This window comes from Streptomyces sp. NBC_00663 (assembly GCF_036226885.1).
Classification (GTDB): domain Bacteria; phylum Actinomycetota; class Actinomycetes; order Streptomycetales; family Streptomycetaceae; genus Streptomyces.
Genome location: NZ_CP109027.1, coordinates 3,694,824 through 3,713,022 on the forward strand (window position 1 = coordinate 3,694,824; position 18,199 = coordinate 3,713,022).

The 18,199-nt window shown below is 70.0% G+C and carries 17 protein-coding genes; 9 read left to right on the top strand and 8 right to left on the bottom strand.

Translation table 11 applies throughout. The features are described 5' to 3' along the window. The first annotated feature begins 96 nt into the window (after positions 1–96). The 5 genes from OG866_RS16670 to OG866_RS16690 all read left to right on the top strand — a co-directional run bounded on the left by OG866_RS16670 (position 97) and on the right by OG866_RS16690 (position 4,272). Entirely contained in the window at positions 97–609 is a 513-nt protein-coding gene (locus OG866_RS16670) for a 2-oxo-4-hydroxy-4-carboxy-5-ureidoimidazoline decarboxylase (protein ID WP_329335508.1), read from the top strand. Between the two features lie 253 nt (positions 610–862). Then, positions 863–1,243 carry a succinate dehydrogenase, cytochrome b556 subunit gene (gene sdhC, locus OG866_RS16675; protein ID WP_329335511.1) on the top strand — a complete coding sequence of 127 codons (381 nt, stop codon included), beginning with the start codon at positions 863–865 and terminating at the stop codon, positions 1,241–1,243. Positions 1,244–1,248: 5 nt separating this feature from the next. Continuing rightward, positions 1,249–1,734 (top strand): succinate dehydrogenase hydrophobic membrane anchor subunit, encoded by a 486-nt coding sequence (locus OG866_RS16680; RefSeq protein ID WP_329335513.1) that lies wholly within the window; start codon positions 1,249–1,251, stop codon positions 1,732–1,734. Between the two features lie 22 nt (positions 1,735–1,756). Continuing rightward, positions 1,757–3,511: a succinate dehydrogenase flavoprotein subunit gene (gene sdhA, locus OG866_RS16685; RefSeq protein ID WP_329335515.1), complete on the top strand. Its 1,755-nt coding sequence runs from the start codon at positions 1,757–1,759 to the stop codon at positions 3,509–3,511. Beyond that, entirely contained in the window at positions 3,511–4,272 is a 762-nt protein-coding gene (locus tag OG866_RS16690; protein WP_329335516.1) for a succinate dehydrogenase iron-sulfur subunit, read from the top strand. The genes sdhA and OG866_RS16690 overlap by 1 nt, the downstream gene beginning before the upstream one ends. Positions 4,273–4,804: 532 nt before the next feature. Here OG866_RS16690 and OG866_RS16695 read toward each other — a convergent pair. From OG866_RS16695 to OG866_RS16705, 3 genes are all read right to left on the bottom strand, one after another. Continuing rightward, complete coding sequence (locus tag OG866_RS16695; RefSeq protein ID WP_329335517.1) at positions 4,805–7,291, bottom strand: DUF4132 domain-containing protein; 2,487 nt, start codon at positions 7,289–7,291, stop codon at positions 4,805–4,807. Then, positions 7,291–7,683 (bottom strand): hypothetical protein, encoded by a 393-nt coding sequence (locus OG866_RS16700; RefSeq protein ID WP_329335518.1) that lies wholly within the window; start codon positions 7,681–7,683, stop codon positions 7,291–7,293. Before OG866_RS16700 ends, OG866_RS16695 begins: the two co-directional genes overlap by 1 nt. A gap of 121 nt (positions 7,684–7,804) precedes the next feature. After that, positions 7,805–8,224: a hypothetical protein gene (locus OG866_RS16705; protein WP_329335520.1), complete on the bottom strand. Its 420-nt coding sequence runs from the start codon at positions 8,222–8,224 to the stop codon at positions 7,805–7,807. Positions 8,225–8,354: 130 nt separating this feature from the next. Between OG866_RS16705 and OG866_RS16710 the strand changes: the two genes are divergently transcribed. Together OG866_RS16710 and OG866_RS16715 are read left to right on the top strand one after the other, a co-directional pair. Then, a complete protein-coding gene (locus tag OG866_RS16710) occupies positions 8,355–8,765 on the top strand; it encodes a VOC family protein (protein ID WP_329335522.1) in 411 nt (136 codons plus the stop codon). A 54-nt stretch (positions 8,766–8,819) separates the two neighbouring features. Further along, positions 8,820–9,554, top strand: a complete 735-nt coding sequence (locus OG866_RS16715) for a TetR/AcrR family transcriptional regulator (protein WP_329344147.1) — start codon at positions 8,820–8,822, stop codon at positions 9,552–9,554. Between the two features lie 6 nt (positions 9,555–9,560). On the opposite strand, the gene OG866_RS16720 is transcribed toward OG866_RS16715, so the two are convergent. Continuing rightward, positions 9,561–11,969: an MMPL family transporter gene (locus OG866_RS16720; protein ID WP_329344149.1), complete on the bottom strand. Its 2,409-nt coding sequence runs from the start codon at positions 11,967–11,969 to the stop codon at positions 9,561–9,563. A 167-nt stretch (positions 11,970–12,136) separates the two neighbouring features. Between OG866_RS16720 and OG866_RS16725 the strand changes: the two genes are divergently transcribed. Together OG866_RS16725 and OG866_RS16730 are read left to right on the top strand one after the other, a co-directional pair. Beyond that, positions 12,137–12,826 carry a response regulator transcription factor gene (locus OG866_RS16725; RefSeq protein WP_329335523.1) on the top strand — a complete coding sequence of 230 codons (690 nt, stop codon included), beginning with the start codon at positions 12,137–12,139 and terminating at the stop codon, positions 12,824–12,826. Continuing rightward, positions 12,823–14,262 carry a sensor histidine kinase gene (locus OG866_RS16730; RefSeq protein WP_329335524.1) on the top strand — a complete coding sequence of 480 codons (1,440 nt, stop codon included), beginning with the start codon at positions 12,823–12,825 and terminating at the stop codon, positions 14,260–14,262. Before OG866_RS16725 ends, OG866_RS16730 begins: the two co-directional genes overlap by 4 nt. A 134-nt stretch (positions 14,263–14,396) precedes the next feature. Here OG866_RS16730 and OG866_RS16735 read toward each other — a convergent pair whose 3' ends face one another. The 4 genes from OG866_RS16735 to OG866_RS16750 all read right to left on the bottom strand — a co-directional run bounded on the left by OG866_RS16735 (position 14,397) and on the right by OG866_RS16750 (position 18,191). Next, on the bottom strand, positions 14,397–14,798 hold the full coding sequence (locus OG866_RS16735; protein ID WP_329335526.1) for an ATP-binding protein: 402 nt from the start codon (positions 14,796–14,798) through the stop codon (positions 14,397–14,399). A 96-nt stretch (positions 14,799–14,894) separates the two neighbouring features. After that, the gene (locus tag OG866_RS16740; protein ID WP_329335528.1) at positions 14,895–16,451 is read right to left on the bottom strand and encodes an ABC transporter substrate-binding protein; all 1,557 of its coding nucleotides are present in this window, start codon (positions 16,449–16,451) and stop codon (positions 14,895–14,897) included. A 204-nt stretch (positions 16,452–16,655) separates the two neighbouring features. After that, a complete protein-coding gene (locus OG866_RS16745; protein ID WP_329335530.1) occupies positions 16,656–17,906 on the bottom strand; it encodes a metallophosphoesterase in 1,251 nt (416 codons plus the stop codon). A 42-nt stretch (positions 17,907–17,948) separates the two neighbouring features. Then, a complete protein-coding gene (locus tag OG866_RS16750) occupies positions 17,949–18,191 on the bottom strand; it encodes an SCO4848 family membrane protein (protein WP_329335531.1) in 243 nt (80 codons plus the stop codon). Between the last annotated feature and the right edge of the window lie 8 nt (positions 18,192–18,199).

The window sequence follows — 18,199 nt, forward strand, 5'->3', positions numbered from 1 at the left end:
CCGTGCGAGTGAAATTCGGGCATCCGTCGGACACGTCATGTCCGTACTCGATAGCGTGACGTCACACCTCTCCCAGCATCCCCTGCCGAAACACACGTGACGCCCACACACCTTCCTGGCCGAGTCGCCATACCGGCGCTGCCCACAGTCCTGGACGCCTTCAACATCGCCCCGGCAGCCGAGGCCCGCAAGCTCCTCCTCACCTGCCTCCGCAGCCTCCGCTGGGCGGACCGCATCACCGCCCACCGCCCCTACCCGGACGCCCCGGCCCTACTCGCCGCATCCGACGAGGCGGCCTACGACCTGACCCCGGCGGACCTGTCGGAGGCACTGGCGGGCGAGACCCTGACGGCTCTGCCGGACGAGACGTACGACATCGCCCATATGGCACTCGACGCCGCACATGCCGCATACGAGGCGAAGTTCGGACATGCGTTCGTGATCTGCCTGGACGGCCTGAAACCGGACGAGGCCCTGGACCACGTACTGGCAGGAATCCGATCACGATTGACAAACGATCCGGAGGAGGAGCGGGTAGTGGCTTGGGAAGAACTCCGCCGCCTGGCAAAGGCGCGCTTGCTGGAGCGGCTCAGGGGCGCGGGGCTGTAATCGATGTGCGGCCACCGCCGCGCGGGCGCGACCAGCCACGACGTGGCGGCACCCGGCACACAACGGCACACTCCACCCCATTAGCCGCACCACTCACCCATACGCATGCCACTTTGATCACACCGGTAGGCCCGGCGTAAGCCCCGCAGGCAACCGTCGCTACGATGCTGGGGGCCGGTGGACCGTACCCGGCCGGGCCCGACCGACAGCACAAGCCGGCGCGGCCCCAATCCCCGCTCCCGGAGGGACTTCCGTGCCGGCTGGAACGCTGTACCGCGGCCGGGAAGGAATGTGGTCCTGGGTGGCTCACCGAGTCACCGGCGTCCTCATCTTCTTCTTCCTGTTCGTTCACGTGCTGGACACTGCTCTCGTCCGTGTCTCCCCTGAGGACTACGACAGGGTCGTAGCCACGTACAAGACACCCATCGTCGCGCTGCTGGAGTACGGCCTCGTGGCCGCCATCCTCTTCCACGCGCTCAACGGCCTGCGTGTCATCGCCGTCGACTTCTGGTCCAAGGGCCCCCGCTACCAGAAGCAGATGCTCTGGTCGGTCGTCGGCCTGTGGCTCGTGCTGATGATCGGGGCGGTCTACCCCGTCCTCGGCCACGCCGCTCGTGAACTGTTCGGGAGCTGACGCGCATGTCCACCACCGAGAAGACCGCTGACTCCGGGATCGGCCCCGTCGAGGGCGGCGAGCTCTACAACGTCGACAACCCGGCCCCGTTCATCGAGGCGCCGCGCAAGCGCACCAAGAAGACCCCGAAGTCCACTCGGGGCAACTTCGAGATGGCGGCCTGGCTGTTCATGCGCCTGTCCGGCGTCGTGCTGGTCGTCCTGGTCATCGGCCACCTGCTGATCCAGCTGGTGCTCGACGGCGGCGTCTCCAAGATCGGTTTCGCCTTCGTGGCGGGCCGCTGGGCGAGCCCCTTCTGGCAGGTCTGGGACCTGCTGATGCTCTGGCTCGCGATGCTGCACGGCGCCAACGGCCTGCGCACGGTCATCAACGACTACGCGGAGCGCGCGAACACCAGGCTGTGGCTGAAGGGCCTGCTCTACACCGCCACGGTGTTCACCATCCTGCTGGGCACGCTGGTGATCTTCACCTTCGACCCGAACATCCGCTAGGCACGGGGCTGAGGAATTCCTGATGAAGATCCACAAGTACGACACCGTCATCGTCGGCGCGGGCGGCGCCGGCATGCGCGCCGCGATCGAGTCGACGAAGCGCAGCCGTACCGCCGTGCTGACCAAGCTGTACCCCACCCGCTCCCACACGGGCGCCGCGCAGGGCGGCATGGCCGCCGCGCTGGCCAACGTGGAGGAGGACAACTGGGAGTGGCACACCTTCGACACGGTCAAGGGCGGTGACTACCTGGTCGACCAGGACGCCGCCGAGATCCTGGCGAAGGAGGCCATCGACGCCGTCCTCGACCTGGAGAAGATGGGCCTGCCGTTCAACCGGACGCCCGACGGGACGATCGACCAGCGCCGTTTCGGCGGTCACTCCCGCAACCACGGCGAGGCCCCGGTCCGCCGGTCCTGCTACGCCGCGGACCGCACCGGCCACATGATCCTCCAGACGCTGTACCAGAACTGCGTGAAGGAGGGCGTGGAGTTCTTCAACGAGTTCTACGTCCTCGACCAGCTCATCACCGAGGTCGACGGCGTCAAGAAGTCGGCCGGTGTGGTGGCGTACGAGCTCGCGACCGGCGAGATCCACGTCTTCCAGGCGAAGGCCGTGATCTACGCCTCCGGCGGCACCGGCAAGTTCTTCAAGGTGACGTCGAACGCCCACACGCTGACCGGTGACGGCCAGGCCGCGGTGTACCGCCGTGGGCTGCCGCTGGAGGACATGGAGTTCTTCCAGTTCCACCCGACCGGCATCTGGCGCATGGGCATCCTGCTGACGGAGGGCGCCCGCGGTGAGGGCGGCATCCTCCGCAACAAGGACGGCGAGCGCTTCATGGAGAAGTACGCGCCGGTCATGAAGGACCTCGCGTCCCGTGACGTCGTGTCCCGCTCCATCTACACGGAGATCCGTGAGGGCCGCGGCTGCGGTCCCGAGGGCGACCACGTCTACCTCGACCTCACCCACCTCCCGCCGGAGCAGCTGGACGCGAAGCTCCCGGACATCACCGAGTTCGCGCGCACCTACCTGGGCATCGAGCCGTACACGGACCCGATCCCGATCCAGCCCACCGCGCACTACGCCATGGGCGGCATCCCGACGAACGTCGAGGGTGAGGTCCTGAGCGACAACACGACGGTCGTCCCCGGTCTGTACGCGGCCGGCGAGGTGGCCTGCGTCTCGGTGCACGGCGCCAACCGTCTGGGCACGAACAGCCTCCTGGACATCAACGTGTTCGGCCGCCGTGCGGGCATCGCCGCCGCCGAGTACAGCAACACGGCCGACTACGTCGAACTGCCGGAGAACCCGGCCGAGTTCGTGGTCGAGCAGGTCGAGCGGCTGCGCAACTCGACGGGCACCGAGCGGGTGGCCGTGCTCCGCAAGGAGCTTCAGGAGACCATGGACGCCAACGTCATGGTGTTCCGGACCGAGCAGACGATCAAGACGGCGGTCGAGAAGATCGCGGAGCTGCGCGAGCGCTACAAGAACGTCGCGATCCAGGACAAGGGCCGTCGCTTCAACACGGACCTGCTGGAGGCGATCGAGCTGGGCAACCTGCTCGACCTCGCCGAGGTCATGGCGGTCTCCGCGCTCGCCCGCAAGGAGTCCCGCGGCGGTCACTACCGCGAGGACTACCCCAACCGCGACGACGTCAACTTCATGCGCCACACCATGGCGTACCGCGAGGTGGGCGACGACGGCGCCGAGTCGATCCGTCTCGACTACAAGCCGGTCGTCCAGACCCGCTACCAGCCGATGGAGCGTAAGTACTGATGGCTACCCCTGTTCTGGACAAGGTCGAGGCGGAGTCCGCGGCCTCTCCCTACATCACCGTCACCTTCCGGGTCCGCCGCTTCAACCCGGAGGTCTCGGCCGAGGCGACCTGGGAAGACTTCCAGCTGGAGATCGACCCCAAGGAGCGTGTCCTCGACGGCCTCCACAAGATCAAGTGGGACCTGGACGGCACGCTGACGTTCCGCCGCTCCTGCGCCCACGGCATCTGCGGCTCGGACGCGATGAGGATCAACGGCAAGAACCGTCTTGCCTGCAAGACCCTCATCAAGGACATCAACCCCGAGAAGCCGATCACGGTCGAGCCGATCAAGGGTCTGACGGTCCTGAAGGACCTGGTCGTCGACATGGAGCCGTTCTTCCAGGCGTACCGCGACGTGATGCCCTTCCTCATCACGAAGGACACCAACGAGCCCACGCGGGAGCGTCTCCAGACGGCCGAGGACCGCGAGCGCTTCGACGACACGACCAAGTGCATCCTGTGCGCTGCGTGCACGTCCTCGTGCCCGGTCTTCTGGAACGACGGCCAGTACTTCGGTCCCGCCGCCATCGTCAACGCCCACCGCTTCATCTTCGACTCGCGCGACGAGGCGGCGGAGCAGCGCCTGGAGATCCTCAACGACCGTGACGGTGTGTGGCGCTGCCGCACCACCTTCAACTGCACGGACGCCTGCCCCCGTGGCATCGAGGTCACGAAGGCGATCGCCGAGGTGAAGAAGGCGCTGATCACGCGCCGCTTCTGAGGTCGTTTTCGGTACGCCTGTGAGGGCCTCGCTTCCGTTGGAAGCGGGGCCCTCTGGCGTGCGGACACCCGTTTGGCCGAACGTGATCGTTAAGGACATACCGGTGGTGCCCGGCCTAGGATGATGCTCTCGACACCAGCCCACAGGAAGCACCTGATGTCCGCAGGAGCTGTCGAGCGGCGACGAGTTCGACGCGGCCGAAGAAGACCGTGACATCGACCCTGACGACACGCTGCGGTAGCGCAGCGCGATCACCACGGACGGCCAGATGCGGTCGGCCGTCCTCCCCTCGAAGGCGCCCGCGTTGTAAGCGGCCCACAGGCCGCCGCCCGCGACGAGCACCACCGGCCCGAGCAGCAACCCCTTGGGGACAGCCGCACGGAGAATGAGCAACAGACCGACCGCGGCGAGCACATATGGCAGTGCGGACAAGGTCCACCGTCCGCCGGAACGCAGGGCCGCCGTATCGCCGACCAACCAGACCATGCCGACAATCACCACCAGCAAGCTGAAGGGTACTGAAGCCCTTCGGCTACAGCTGGCTCAGGATCGTCGGATCGGTGATCTCGGTGTCGTTGGCCAGCATCATCGCCTTGCTGAGGATGACCGCGAGCATGCGGTCGCCCTCGTAGGGCAGGTAACCGGCCTGCGGTGCGGACGGGTTGGACTTCGGGACGATGCACAGGTACTGGTCGTTCGGGGTGCGCAGGATGTTGCCCGAGCCCAGGTGGACCTTGTACGTGTGGCGGTCGCCCTTGACCTGGAGGAAGCGTCCTTCCAGCGTGCAGCGGTCGGCTATCGCCAGCCTCGGGATCAGGCGTTCCAGCAGGGTGCGGCGGCTCTCGGCGCTCGCGCCCAGTTCACCGAAGCCGTACGACGTCCAGTACTCGCGGAAGCGGCCGCCGGGGCCGCCGTCCAGCCAGGTGGGGTCGTTGCCGACGCTCGCGACTCCGACGAACAGGTCGACGTCGCGCAGGACTTCGGAGAGGACCAGGGGCGGGATCTCCGTGAGGGGGACGGGGTCCACCGGGTCCGATCCGTCACGCAGCCACATGCTGTACTCGCCGCCGCAGCAGTGCGCGGAGTTCTCCGGCGCGTCGATCGGGTAGAAGCGGACCTGGTCGGTGCGCAGGCGCAGGTAGCTGCCCGAGTCGGTGAGGTCCTCGTGGTTCTCGCCGCCGTCGCCCTCGATCCAGTACTCGGCGCGCAGCCCCCACTCGGGCAGCTCGCGGGTGGCGGGCGGCGCTTCGTCGTCCACGCTCAGGCGCAGCTTGTTGCGCCAGCCGCGGACCGCCGCCAGGGCGTGGAACTGGTGCTGGCGGAGGTAGTGCGCGGCGAAGCGGTTGGAGTAGGTGCCGGTCGTGCGTTCCGCGTCCGTCAGCAGGTACACCTCGCGGTGGGCCTGCTTGAACGGCTGGGTGATGCCATGGCGTTCGAGCCAGTCGCGCCAGGCGACGATCTCGGCGGGTTCATGGTCGACGGGGTGCCAGAGCGCGACCTCGCTGCCGCCGTCCACCGGGGTGTCGGTGAGGGTGCGCAGGGCGCCGTCGGTGTAGCCGACCGTGGTGCCGTCGATCGTCCACAGGAGGCGGCGGGCGAAGGTGCCGACGAGGGGATGGTCCAGGTAGCGCTCGCGCCAGGCGGCGAAGGACCAGGTGCGGCGGGCCAGGAACTGGCGGTCCAGGCGCTCGCTCTGGGCCGAGAGCATCTTGTCGATGTCCTTGACAGCCGCCTTGAGCTCCTTGAGCTCGTCGGCGTGGTCGCGGCGGACGCCGGCCGGGACGCTCTTCACGGTCTTTCCGGTGGCGTTGCGCCAGCCCAGCGTCGCCTTGGTGCCGTGGACCTCGATCGTCGCCGTGGTCTCGCCGAGCTGGTGCTCGGCATGGCCCACCTCCGTCAGACCGTAGGCGGGGACGGCCAGTTCCTCGATCTCCCCACGGCTGAGCCCCATGGCCTCGGCGCGCGCGTCGAGTGACATGTCGAGCAGCTTGAGCGTGCCCTTGTAGGTGACCCGGGTGGCGAGGCGGGCCAGTTCGGCGAGGGCCGCCTCGCTGTCGACGCGGGCGAGGGCGGTGACACCGGCGTTGGCGACCTTGGGGTTGACCGGGCCCAGGCCGGAGACCTTCTTGAGCGAGGTCTCGACGACGGCGCCCAGGGTGCGGGCGGTCTCGGGGTGGGGCGGCAGGAAGGAGAGGAGCCAGGTCAGTCCGCGCAGGACGTCGGCGTTGTACGGGTCGAAGGTGACGTTGGGGTCCGTGCCGTACGGCGGGACGAGGAGGGGGCGGGTGCGGGGGCGCCCCACCAGGCGCAGCCAGTCCGTCAGGCGTTCCCGCACCGGCTCCGGGCCCACGGCCTCGATCAGGGTCCGTCCGGTCTCCTCCCACTTGGGGGAGGGGCGGGCGGCGGTGGCGGTGGCCGCGTGGGCGACGAGCCGCGACCAGTTGTCGCCGAGTCCGTCCAGGTCGGCCAGGGCGTGGTCGGACCAGGCCTCTCCCGGGTTCACCACGGGGTGGGTGAGCGTCGCGACCAAGGAACTCAGCCGCTCCTTTCCGTTCCACGACGTCAGCCGCGTGCGGCGGATCAGCGCGACGAAGTCGCCCGGGAGGTCGTTGCCGTCCGCGCGTTCCAGCTCGGTGAGCCGGAGGAGTTGGGTCACGTCATGGTGTGCCTCCTGCTCGGACAGCACGGCGATCAGGGCGCGCCGCAGGTCCCGCGGGTGGTCGTCGTCGACCGTCCGGTCCCGCAGGTTGGCCAGCATGTGCATGATGTGCCGACGGCCGTCCGCACCCTGGTCCAGCTCGACGTACCGCTGAGCCAAACGGTGCAGCAGCCTGGGCCGGAACGGGGGTTCGACGATCCGCAGCGCCCTGAGGACCTCCTGTTCAGGCCCGCCCCACGGGCCTCCGACCAGCTCGGCGAGCTCCAGCAGCCTCGGCACCAGCTTCTCGGCGTCCTCGGCCGCCATCAGCGCGAGGACCTCCCGGATCAGCTCGGCGCGTCCCTCGGTCGACTCGGTCATCAGCCACCCACCAGCGCCACGAGCTTGAGGAACGTGACCTCGGTCGACAGGCCCAGATCGATCTCCTCGTCGAGCTCGGTCATCTGGCGGTCGCCGACCAGCACCAGGAAGCCGTTCCCCGCGAACGCCTTCAGTGCCAGGGCCGTCTGCTTCTCGGGGTCTATGCGGCGGGGCGTCCGCAGCGCGTAGCCGTTGAGCACGCGTTCGGTGTTCTCGGGCTGCACCAGGCCCTGGAAGACCTCGGGGGTGCGCGCGTTGTACTCGGCGACCTCCTGGAAGACCCGACGGCGGATCAACTCCCGCACGCTGAGCCGCTCCTCGGCGATCTCCAGCCCCCAGCCGTCGCTGCGGCCCCCGCTTGTCGTCTCGTCGACGAACGTCACGAATCCCATGCCGCCGACAGTACGACCCACCACTGACAACGCCGCCGGCGCCGGTGGTTCACGGCATCGGCGGCCCGCTCCCCTCCCGCGGAACTCACCCCACCAGCGGCCCGTTCCCCTCCCGCGGAGTTCACCGCACCAGCGGCCTGCTCCACTCCCGCGCCCCGGCCGCCCGCATCAGCTCGACCGTGACCCGCGGGTGGACGAGTTCGACGTAACGGACCTGGCTGCTCAGGGACTTCCTCAGCTGCCGGAGGCTGCGGGCGCCGAAGGACGCCTCCCGCCGGCCCTCCACGAGCCCGGCCGCCCGCGCCAGTTTCTCGACGCCGACCTTGCACTCGGTGGCCGTCGTCCGCCGGCAGACATGGATCTCGACGTCCCCCGCCCACAGGCCGAGGACGACCTTGTACCGCACGTCGGCGCCGGCGTACGTCGCGACCGCGAGGTGCCGGTCCGCGGTCTCCTCCGGGCCGTCCAGCGCCAGTCTCCGCGCGGCCCCGGCGAAGGCCGCCCGCACCTCGTCGAAGAAGGCCTCTGCCTCCAGAACCATCCGCGCCCCCTCGGTCTACGGCACTGGCGAGCGCTCAGCGTACCGACGCGGCGGGCCTGTTCTCGGCCCAATGAGTGACCTCGCGGTCGGTCCGCCCGGCAACCGTCGTCCCCGCACCTAATCTGATCGCATGTCAGATGACGAGTCGTACGAACTGCTCGGTTTCGACAACGTGCTGCTGCCCGTCGGGGACCTCGGTGAGGCCGTCGGGTTCTATGAACGCGCCGGGTTCGCGGTGGGGTTCCGGCTCGACGAGGCGGGGATCGCGGGGCTGAAGGTCGGGGGTGAGATGCCCGGCGTGCTGCTCAGGCAGGAGGAGGGGCTCGGGCACCGTCCACCGCCGTGGCCGTCCCCGCGCCTGTGGCTGGAGGTGCCGGACGCGCGCGTGGCCGCGCGGAAGCTGCGCGCCGCCGGGATCGCCCTGCTGGACGAGCCGTCCTCGGTGGCCACCGGGTGGACCGTCGAGGTCGCCGACCCGTGGGGCAACGTCCTCGGGTTCACCGACTACACCAAGCGGCCGGAGCTCGGTCGCAGGCCGTGACCCGAGGGGCTCTAGGCTCCTTTCGTGCCCGCGAAGAACGAAGAGGGCGGCGTAGTGCCGTCCAGCAAGAACGAAGCGGACGGCTCCGCGCCGTCCAGCAAGTCCGAGCAGACCCGCGCCCTCATCCTGGAGACCGCCATGCGGCTCTTCCAGGAACGCGGCTACGACAAGACGACCATGCGGGCCATCGCCAAGGAGGCCGGCGTCTCCGTCGGCAACGCCTACTACTACTTCGAGGGCAAGGAGCACCTGATCCAGGGCTTCTACGACCGGATCGCCGCCGAGCACCAGGTGGCCGTCCGGGAGGTCCTAGCGCGGGAGACGGACCTGGAGGCGCGGCTCGCGGGCGTGCTGCGGGCGTGGCTGGACATCGCCACGCCGTACCACGAGTTCGCGGTGCAGTTCTTCAAGAACGCCGCCGACCCCGACAGCCCGCTCAGCCCCTTCTCCGAGGAGTCGGAGCACGCGCGCGTGGAGGCGATCTCCGTTCACCGCCAGGTGCTGGCCGGGACGAGGACCAAGGTGCCGGAGGAGCTGCGGGACGTGCTGCCCGAGCTGATGTGGCTCTCCCAGATGGGGCTCGTGCTGTATTGGATCTTCGACCGGACCGAGGGGCGGGAGCGGAGCTACCGGCTCGCCGAGCGCGGGGCGCGGCTCACCGCGCGCGGGGTGGCGCTGGCCCGGTTCCGGGTGCTGCGGCCACTCGTGCGGGAGGTGCACGAGCTGTTCACGGACTTCCTGCCGGGGATGACGAAGATGATGCCCGACCCCGGCAGGAAGCCCTCGTAGTCCGCGTCAGTTGACGGCGTCGACCTCGCCCTCGGCCAGCTCCACGTCGTACACCAGCGGCCCGTCCGCGACGACCACGTGCCCCGCGCGCGAGCCGTACGAGGCCGCCGACACCGCCAGGAGGTACGTGCCCGGCGCCGGGACCGACACGATGTACGAGCCGTCGGCCAGCGACACCACCCGGTCCAGCTGGCGCCCGCCGCGCGAGAGCAGGCTCACCGACGCGCCCTCCACGGGTTCCCCGTCGGCGTTCCGGACGAAGCCGTGGACGGCCGAGGCCGGGCCGTCCGGCTCCGACACCACCTGAGCGGGCTCGTCCTCCTTCGGCTCCACCGCCAGATGCGGCAACCGCTTCTCCAGCCCCTCCGGCAGCCACCAGTTGGAGTTGCCGAGCAGGTGCATCGCGGCCGGCACCAGCGCCGTACGCAGGATGAACGCGTCCAGGGCGACGGCGGCGGCGAGGCCGATGCCCGCCATGGCGCCCTCCATGTCGCCGCTGAGCACGAACGCGGAGAACACGCAGATCATGATCAGGGCCGCGCAGTTGATGACCCGGCTGGTCTCGGCCAGGCCGACGCGCACCGCGCGCGCGTTGTCGCGCGTGTGGACCCACTCCTCGTGCATCCGGCTCACCAGGAACACCTGGTAGTCCATCGAGAGGCCGAAGAGGAGGGACAGCATGATGACCGGCAGGAACGCCGTGATCGGGCCCTCCTTGCCGATGCCGATGAACTCCGTGCCCCAGCCCCACTGGAAGATCGCCACCAGGACGCCGAAGGACGCGGCCGCCGCGATGAGGTTCATCAGGGCCGCCGTCAGCGGCACCACCAGCGAGCGGAAGGCGACCAGCAGGAGCAGGAACCCGAGGCCGATGATGGTCGCGACGAAGTACGGCAGCCGGTCGCCGGTGACGGCCGCGAAGTCCTTGAAGACCGCCGTCACGCCGCCCACATGGGCCTCGGTGCCGGAGGCCGGGATCACGTCGTCGCGCAGCCGGTCGATCAGCTGGTCGGTCTTCTCCGACTGCGGGGAGGTCGTCGGGACGACCTGGATGACGGAGATGCCGTTGGCGGGCGGCGCGGCGGCGACCTGGGCGACGCCCTCCGTGGACTTGATGCTGGTCGCGAGCGCCTGGGCGTCGCCCTTCTCGACGACCACCTGGAGCGGCCCGTTGAAGCCGGGCCCGAAGCCCTCGGCGAGCAGGTCGTACGCCTGCCGGGTGGTCTGCGACTCCTGGTGGTTGCCCTGGTCGGTGGCGCCGAGCCGGATCGACAGCACGGGCAGCGCGAGGACCGCCATCACCACGAAGGCCGCCGCGGCGATGGAACGCGGGCGTTTCTGCACGAACGACGACCAGCGCGCCGCGAGTCCGCTCGCCTCCGCCGACTCGGGGCCGTTCGCGGCGAGCCGGCGCCGCTGCCGGCGGCTGAGGACCCGCATGCCGAGCATCCCGAGGAGAGCGGGCAGCAAGGTGGTCGCCGCCAGCACGCTCAGCACGACGGTCAGGGAGGTCGCGACGACCACGCCGTCCAGGAAGCGCATGTTCATCACCAGCATGCCGGCGAGCGCGATGCAGACGGTGCCGCCCGCGAACAGCACCGCGCGCCCCGAGGTGTTGAGGGCGGTGACAGCCGCGTCCTCCGGCTTCATGCCGCGCAGGATGCCGCGCCGGTGCCGGGTGACGATGAACAGGGCGTAGTCGATGCCGACGCCCAGGCCGATCAACGAGCCGAGCAGCGGGGCGACTTCGGGCACGTCCGTGACATGGCTGAGCAGCGAGGTCGCCATCAGGCCGGTGCCGAGGGCCGCGATGGCCACGACCAGCGGCAGCAGCATCGCGAAGAGCGAGCCGAAGGCCAGGAACAGCACGACGGCCGCGGCGACGATGCCGACCAGCTCGGCGGTGCCCTGCGGAGGCTCCTGGGTGCGGGCGATCGCCTGGCCGCCCAACTCGACCTGGAGACCGTCCTGTTCCGCGGCCCGCGCGGTGTCGACGACGTCCTCGATCAGCTCCTTGGGCACCGCGTTCGCCTGCTCGGCGAAGGTGACCTGGGCGTACGCGATCCGCCCGTCCTGGCTGATCTGCGCGGCGCCGCCGGCCGCGTAGGGGTCGGTGACCTCACCGACGCCCTTCATCGCCGCGATCTCCTTGAGCGCGGGTTCGAGCCGGGATCGTACGGACTCGTCCCGTACCGAGCCCTCGTCGACCTTCCACACCACCGTGTCGGTGTCGCCCGCGCTCTGCGGGAAGGCCTTCGTCATCAGGTCGTACGCCGTCTTCGAGTCCGTGTCCGGCAGGGAGAAGACGTTCGCGTAGTCGGTGCCCGCGGCCGAACCCGCCGCGCCCAGCCCGAACAACGCCCCCACCCACAAGAACAGGACCACCAGCCGGTGCCGATAGCACCACCGTGCCAATGCCGCCACGCGAAACACTCCCCAGTCGGTCGTCGGTCGGTCCCCCAGGTCCTGGGCAACAAGACTGGCGGCGCCGCGCGTGCGGGGACACCGAAGCCGACCGACTCTCAAGGAACTCCAAAGCACCGGACCCACCCGCTGTCAGTGGGGCCGCCGATACTGGGGGCATGACGACGGCTCCAGGCACCGTGCTGGTCGTGGAGGACGAGGAGAGCATCGCGGACGTCCTCGCGATCGCGCTGCGCTACCACCGGTTCGAGGTGATGGTCGCGGGCAGCGTCCGTGAGGCCCTGGCGCTCGCCGAGCGCACCCGGCCCGACGCGGCGCTGCTCGACGTGATGCTGCCCGACGGCGACGGACGCGCCCTCGGGCGGCAACTGCGCGCCGAGCGGCCGGAGCTGGCGCTGGTCTTCCTCACCGCGCGCGACGCGCCCTCCGAGGTCGTCGGCGCCCTCGGCTTCGGCGACGACTACATCACCAAGCCGTTCAACATCGACGAGGTCGTCGCCCGGATCACCGCCGTGCTGCGCCGCACACGCTCCGCCGACGTCCTGCCGCAGCGGCCGGTGCTGCGCTACGGCGACCTGGAGCTGGACGAGACGACGTACTCGGCGCACCGCGCGGGACGCACGGTCGAGCTGACCCCCACCGAGTACGCGCTGCTGCGGTTCCTCGTGCGCAACGGCGGCCGGATCGTGCCCAAGGAGCAACTCCTGCGCCATGTCTGGCAGTACGAGCACACACCGCCCGAGTCGACCGTCGTGGAGACCTACATCAGCTATCTGCGGCGCAAGCTGGACGCCCTCGGACCGCCGATGATCACCACGCGGCGCGGCGTCGGGTACGGGCTGGCATGAGGCTCCGCAAGCTGGGCTGCAAACGCGGCATCCACTCCCTGCGCGCCCAGCTCACGCTGGCGAACGTGGCGTTGCTCGCGCTCGGCATCGTCGCGGCGACCGCGGTCAGCGTGATGGGCATGCGGTACTACCTGCTGGACCAGATCGACTCCGAGCTCACCCAGACCCGTACGTCCCTCGGCAGTTCGCAGCTCACGATGGACACGATCAACGGCTTGGCGGACCTGGCGATCGTGCGCGACAAGTTCCTCCAGCAGGACGCCGGGCGGTCCCGTCCCGACCAGATCATCACCGTCGTCGACGAGCGGGGCGAACCCCTCTCGCTGGGCCATCTCGCCCCCAGCGACGCGCAGAGCGAGCTGGCGGACGTCGTGTCCGCCCCGCGCGCACTGGCCGCCGACACCGAGCCGCACGACATCCGGGTGCGCGGTGACGCCTACCGGGCCACCGCGACCCGGCTCAGCGACGGCTCGTACATCCTGCTCGCCACGTCCACCGAGGCCGTCCACAAGGGCGTCGGCAAGGCCGTGCGGCTCGACCTCGCCATCGGCAGCCTGCTGCTGGCGCTGCTGGCCTGTCTGACCATGTTCAGCGTGCGGCGCCGGATGCGGCCGCTGGAGGACATGGTGGAGACGTCGTCGGCGATCGCCGAGGGCGACCTCACCCGGCGCGTCCCGTCCAGCCGGGAGGCCACTCTCGAGGTCGAGCAGCTGCGCACCGCTCTCAACTCCATGCTCCACCAGGTCGAGTCGGCGTACCGCACGCGCGAGCGCAGCGCGACCCAGCTGCGCCGCTTCGTCGCCGACGCCTCGCACGAACTGCGCACCCCGCTGTCCGCGATACGCGGCTATCTCCAGCTGTACGACAGGGGGATGCTCCAGGACCCCGACGAGCGCAAGCGGGCCTGGGGGCGGGTGATGGCAGAGGCCGACCGGATGGGACACCTGGTGGACGAGCTGCTCACCCTCGCCCGCCTCGACCAGCAGCCCGAACTGCGGTTCCGCAACGTCGATCTGACCCGGCTGGTGCGGGACGCGGCCGAGGATCTGCGGGTGCAGCAGCCGGGGCGGCCGATCAGCGTCGACGCCGACGGGGCGCTGCTGGTGCACGCCGACGAGGCGGGGCTCAGACAGGTCCTGGGCAACCTGGTGGGCAACGTCCGCACCCACACGCCCGCCGATGTGCCGGTGCGGCTCGGGGTGGAGCGGTCCTTCGGGGCGGTACGGCTGTGCGTCGCGGACGAGGGCCCGGGCCTCGCCGAGGAGGACGCGGCCCGCGTCTTCGACCGCTTCTTCCGGGCCGGCGGGGGCGCGGGCAGCGGCCTCGGCCTGGCGATCGTGCAGGGCGTCGTCCAGGCCCACGGAGGCCGGGTGACGGTGCGGACGGCACCGGGCGAGGGGCTGGCGGTGACGGTCATGCTGCCGGCGCGGACATAGACGCGCGCGTGCGCCTCGGGCACGGGCGGCGCCGGACGGGGACGCGCGCGCTTCAGGTTCGGGCGGCGCTGGACGCGGACACGCGCGTGCGCCTCACGTTCTGGCGGCGCCGGACGCGACCGCGCGCGTGCGCCTCACGTGTTGGCCAGGACCAGGGCCCACACCGTCTTGCCATGGATGCCCCGGCTCCACACCCCCCACGCGGCGGCGATGTGCTCCACCAGGTGCAGTCCCCGCCCGGCCTCCTCCCCCTCCCCCACCAGCCTCAGCCGTGGCTCCAGTTGGCCCTCGTCGGAGACCTCTATGAGGCAGGAGCCGTCGGCGAGCGCCGTCACCGCGACCTCGAACTCGCGCTCCAGGAGCGGCCCGTGGCGTACGACGTTGGTGGCCAGCTCGGACACCAGCAGCACCGCGTCCGCCAGGGCCGGGTCGTCACTCCCGTGCCCCCAGTCGGCCAGATGGTCCCGGACCCGGCGCCGGACCAGACCGACGGAAGCCGGATGCCGGGGCAGCCGGAAGGAGTTGCGTCTCAGCACGTTTGCTCCTCACCCCGCACACACCTCCGTCACATGGTGCTGCGTTGGGCGGCTGCCCGGCGTCACTCGGGCGAATGTCGATGCCGCGAGTTCGGGTCAGATCCAGTTGAGGCGCCAGAGACGGAAGACACCGGTGCCGTCCGAAAGGTACTGGCCACCGCCGACGTCCTCGCTGCTCACTACGTACTCCTTGGCCTGCCAGAGCGGGATGACGGGAACATCGCGCGCGACGGCGTCCTGCATCGACCGGAAGTCGTCCGCGGCGTCCGCGCGGTCGGCGTACTGCTGACTGGCCTGAATCAGCTTGTCGACCTCGGCGCTGCTGTAGCCGGTGCTCATGGTGCCGTCGGTGCCGACGAGCGGGCCGCCGTAGGTGTCCGGGTCGGGGAAGTCGGCGACCCAGCCGACCGCGTACGCGTCGAGCTTGCCGGTGGCCCACGCCTTCTGGAAGGCGGTCCACTCGTACGGCTTGAGCGTCACCTTGAACAGGCCGCCCGCCTCCAACTGCTTCTTGAGCTCCGCGGCCTCCTTGTCGGCGGCGCCGCGGCCGGTGGCGTACCCGTAGGTGAACTTCACCGGCAGCGAGACCCCGGCCTCGGTGAGCAGTTCCTTGGCCTTCGCGGTGCTCTGCTTGGCGTAGGCGTCGAAGAACGCGGTGGTGTGGCCGGTGAGGCCGGCCGGGATCAGCGAGTAGAGGGGGTCGACGGTCCCCTCGTAGACCGTGGCGGCCAGCCGCTCGCGGTCGATCATCCAGGCCATCGCCTGCCGGACCTTGGTGTCGTGCAGCGGCGAGGAGGAACGGGTGTTGAGGTAGAGGTTGCGGACCTCGGAGCTGTCGGCCTCGGAGACCCGCATCGAGGGATCGCTCGGGTTCAGCGAGGCGAGCACCGCGGGCGGCAGCTGGCGGGTGGCGACATCGATCTGATGGGCCTTCCAGGCCGTGTTCAGCGCGTCGGCGTCCTTGTAGTAGAGCAGCTCGACGGGGCGGCCCGAGTCCTTGACGGCGCCCTTGTAGCGGTCGCTGGGCGCGAGGGCGACCTTCTTGTCCTTCGTGTACGACGTGAGCTCGTACGGGCCGGTGCCGTCCATGCCGTTGTCGGTGCGCAGGCCGTTGGCCGGGTACTTCTCACGGTCCACGATCGCGCCGGCCCCGGTGGCGACCTTGAACGGGAAGGTGGCGTCCGCTGAGGAGAGGTGGAAGGTGACCGTCAGGCCCTCGGCCGTCACCGACTCGAGGGTGTCGAGGAGGGAGACCGGGCCGACATCCGACCTGATCTTCTTGACGCGGTCGAACGAGTACTTCACGTCCTCGGCGGTCATCGCGCGCCCGCTCGGGAACTCCAGGCCAGACCGCAGCTCGCAGCGGTACGTCTTGAGCCCGCCGCCGACGAAGTCGCAGTTCTCCGCCGCGTCCGGCACCGGTTTGGTGCCGCCTGAGTCGAAGGTCAGCAGCGACTGGAAGACATTGCTGAACAGGGCCCAGGACCCGGCGTCATAGGCGCCGGCCGGGTCGAGGGACGTCACGACGTCCGTCGTACCGACCGTGATGGTCTTACCGGTGTCCTCCTGCGACGGCATCAGCTGCCAGCCGCCCACTCCCACGGCCGCCAGCACGAGCAGCGTCGCGAGAATCCGTATGCGAACCGATCGCATCGGTTTCCTTCCCCGGGCCCCTGACGGCCCCAAGCGCATATGCCACTCCCCTAGCGGCGCGGCTCACCTAATCACACCGGTTTCACCCTGGGGAAGAGGGATCTTGAGAGTTGAGAAAGTCATTGCCGCAAGGTGTTACGGAAGAGTTTCACAGGGCTCGCACAGAGTCCGCCGCGAACGGTTGCAGAGCGGCTCTCCGTGGCCTCACGCCTGCCGTGACGCCAGCTTGATGACCGTGATGTCCGAGGGCGCGCCCACGCGCGTGGGCGGTCCCCAGGCGCCCGCGCCGCGGCTGACGTAGAGCTGGGTGTCGCCGTAGCGGTCCAGGCCCGCGACGGTCGGGTTCGCGGCCTCGGCGAGGAAGTTGCCGGGCCAGAGCTGGCCGCCGTGGGTGTGGCCGGAGAGCTGGAGGTCGACGCCGTGGTCGACGGCGTCGTGGATCTGGACGGGCTGGTGGGCGAGGAGCACGCACGCGCGCGTGGTGTCGCGGTCGCCGAGCGCCTTGGCGAAGTCGGGGCCCTGCCCCTCGCTCTCCCCGGCGATGTCGTTCACACCCGCGAGGTCGAACCAGGGCAGTTCCGTACGGGTGTTCTCCAGGGGGAGCAGTCCGAGGCGGCGCACCTCCTCGACCCACTGCTCGGCGCCGGAGAAGTACTCGTGGTTGCCGGTGACGAAGTAGGCCGGCGCCTTCAGGTGCGCGAGCGGGGCCGCGGCCGGGCCGAGGTCCTTGACGCTGCCGTCCACCAGGTCGCCGACGACCGCGACCAGGTCGGGCTGCGTGGAGTTGATCGTGTCCACGACCGTCTGGGCGAAGCCTCGGCCGAGGACGGGGCCCAGGTGGATGTCGCTGACCACCGCGATCCTGAACCCGTGTGCCGCGCGCGGCAGTTTGGCCAGCGGCACGGTGACCCGCTTCACCCGCGGCCCGCGCAGCACGCCGTACGTCCCGTAGCCGACGGTCCCGACCGCGGCCGCGGCGGCGGCTCCGCCGACCACCCGGGAGACGAAGAGGCGACGCGAGGGGGCGGCGAGAAGACGGGGGGAGGCCGGTTCGGCGGGTTCTTCGGGCGCCGCGCCCGCCGGTACGGGTTCCGGACGGGGTACGGCGACCTCGACGGCGGCGACGGGCGCGTTGCGCCGGTCCCGTCGCTCCAGGAAGCGGCGCAGCAGCGGTCGTACGGCCTCTCCCGCCACCACTCCCACCAGCAGGTAGATCGACAGCGCGAGCCACAGGAAACCGGGCCACGCCAGCACCTGCTGGAGCCAGAAGGGCGCGCCGGTGCGCTCGCCCACGAGGGCGCCGATCGCCAGCAGCCAGCCGCCTGCCACGACCGCCGCGCCCGTCCGCCGGACCCAGCCCGGCCCGCTGGTCGTGTCACGGAACAGACGGCGCCACAGATACCAGTTGGCGGTCACCAGGACGACCAGGGCGAGCACGGCGAAGACGATGACCACGAAGTCGTATCCCTTTGTTGGCTTCCGCGGGGTTCTGGCCCGCTATGACGTCTGCCGCAATGCGCGCACCCCGCGCAACCCGATGCCGCCGACGACCGTCCCCAATACGAAGGAAACGACGGCGAGCGTCAGGTGCACCCAGAAGTACGCGGTCGGGTCGCCCGCGTCGTCGAACGCGAGTCCGCTGCCGTCCTTGACGAGATTCTTGACGAAAGTGATCCAGATGATCCAGCTCCACACCCCGAAGGCGAGCAGGAACCAGGAGACGGGGCGGCTGAGCTTCATACGTCCAG

Bases quoted from the DNA above. Each gene is read 5' to 3' on its own strand.
- OG866_RS16750 (WP_329335531.1), bottom strand. From the start codon at position 18,191: ATGAAGCTCAGCCGCCCCGTCTCCTGGTTCCTGCTCGCCTTCGGGGTG.
- OG866_RS16690 (WP_329335516.1), top strand. From the start codon at position 3,511: ATGGCTACCCCTGTTCTGGACAAGGTCGAGGCGGAGTCCGCGGCCTCT.
- OG866_RS16730 (WP_329335524.1), top strand. From the start codon at position 12,823: ATGAGGCTCCGCAAGCTGGGCTGCAAACGCGGCATCCACTCCCTGCGC.
- OG866_RS16700 (WP_329335518.1), bottom strand. From the start codon at position 7,683: ATGGGATTCGTGACGTTCGTCGACGAGACGACAAGCGGGGGCCGCAGC.
- OG866_RS16680 (WP_329335513.1), top strand. From the start codon at position 1,249: ATGTCCACCACCGAGAAGACCGCTGACTCCGGGATCGGCCCCGTCGAG.
- OG866_RS16740 (WP_329335528.1), bottom strand. From the start codon at position 16,451: ATGCGATCGGTTCGCATACGGATTCTCGCGACGCTGCTCGTGCTGGCG.
- OG866_RS16705 (WP_329335520.1), bottom strand. From the start codon at position 8,224: ATGGTTCTGGAGGCAGAGGCCTTCTTCGACGAGGTGCGGGCGGCCTTC.
- sdhA (WP_329335515.1), top strand. From the start codon at position 1,757: ATGAAGATCCACAAGTACGACACCGTCATCGTCGGCGCGGGCGGCGCC.
- OG866_RS16725 (WP_329335523.1), top strand. From the start codon at position 12,137: ATGACGACGGCTCCAGGCACCGTGCTGGTCGTGGAGGACGAGGAGAGC.
- OG866_RS16695 (WP_329335517.1), bottom strand. From the start codon at position 7,291: ATGACCGAGTCGACCGAGGGACGCGCCGAGCTGATCCGGGAGGTCCTC.
- OG866_RS16710 (WP_329335522.1), top strand. From the start codon at position 8,355: ATGTCAGATGACGAGTCGTACGAACTGCTCGGTTTCGACAACGTGCTG.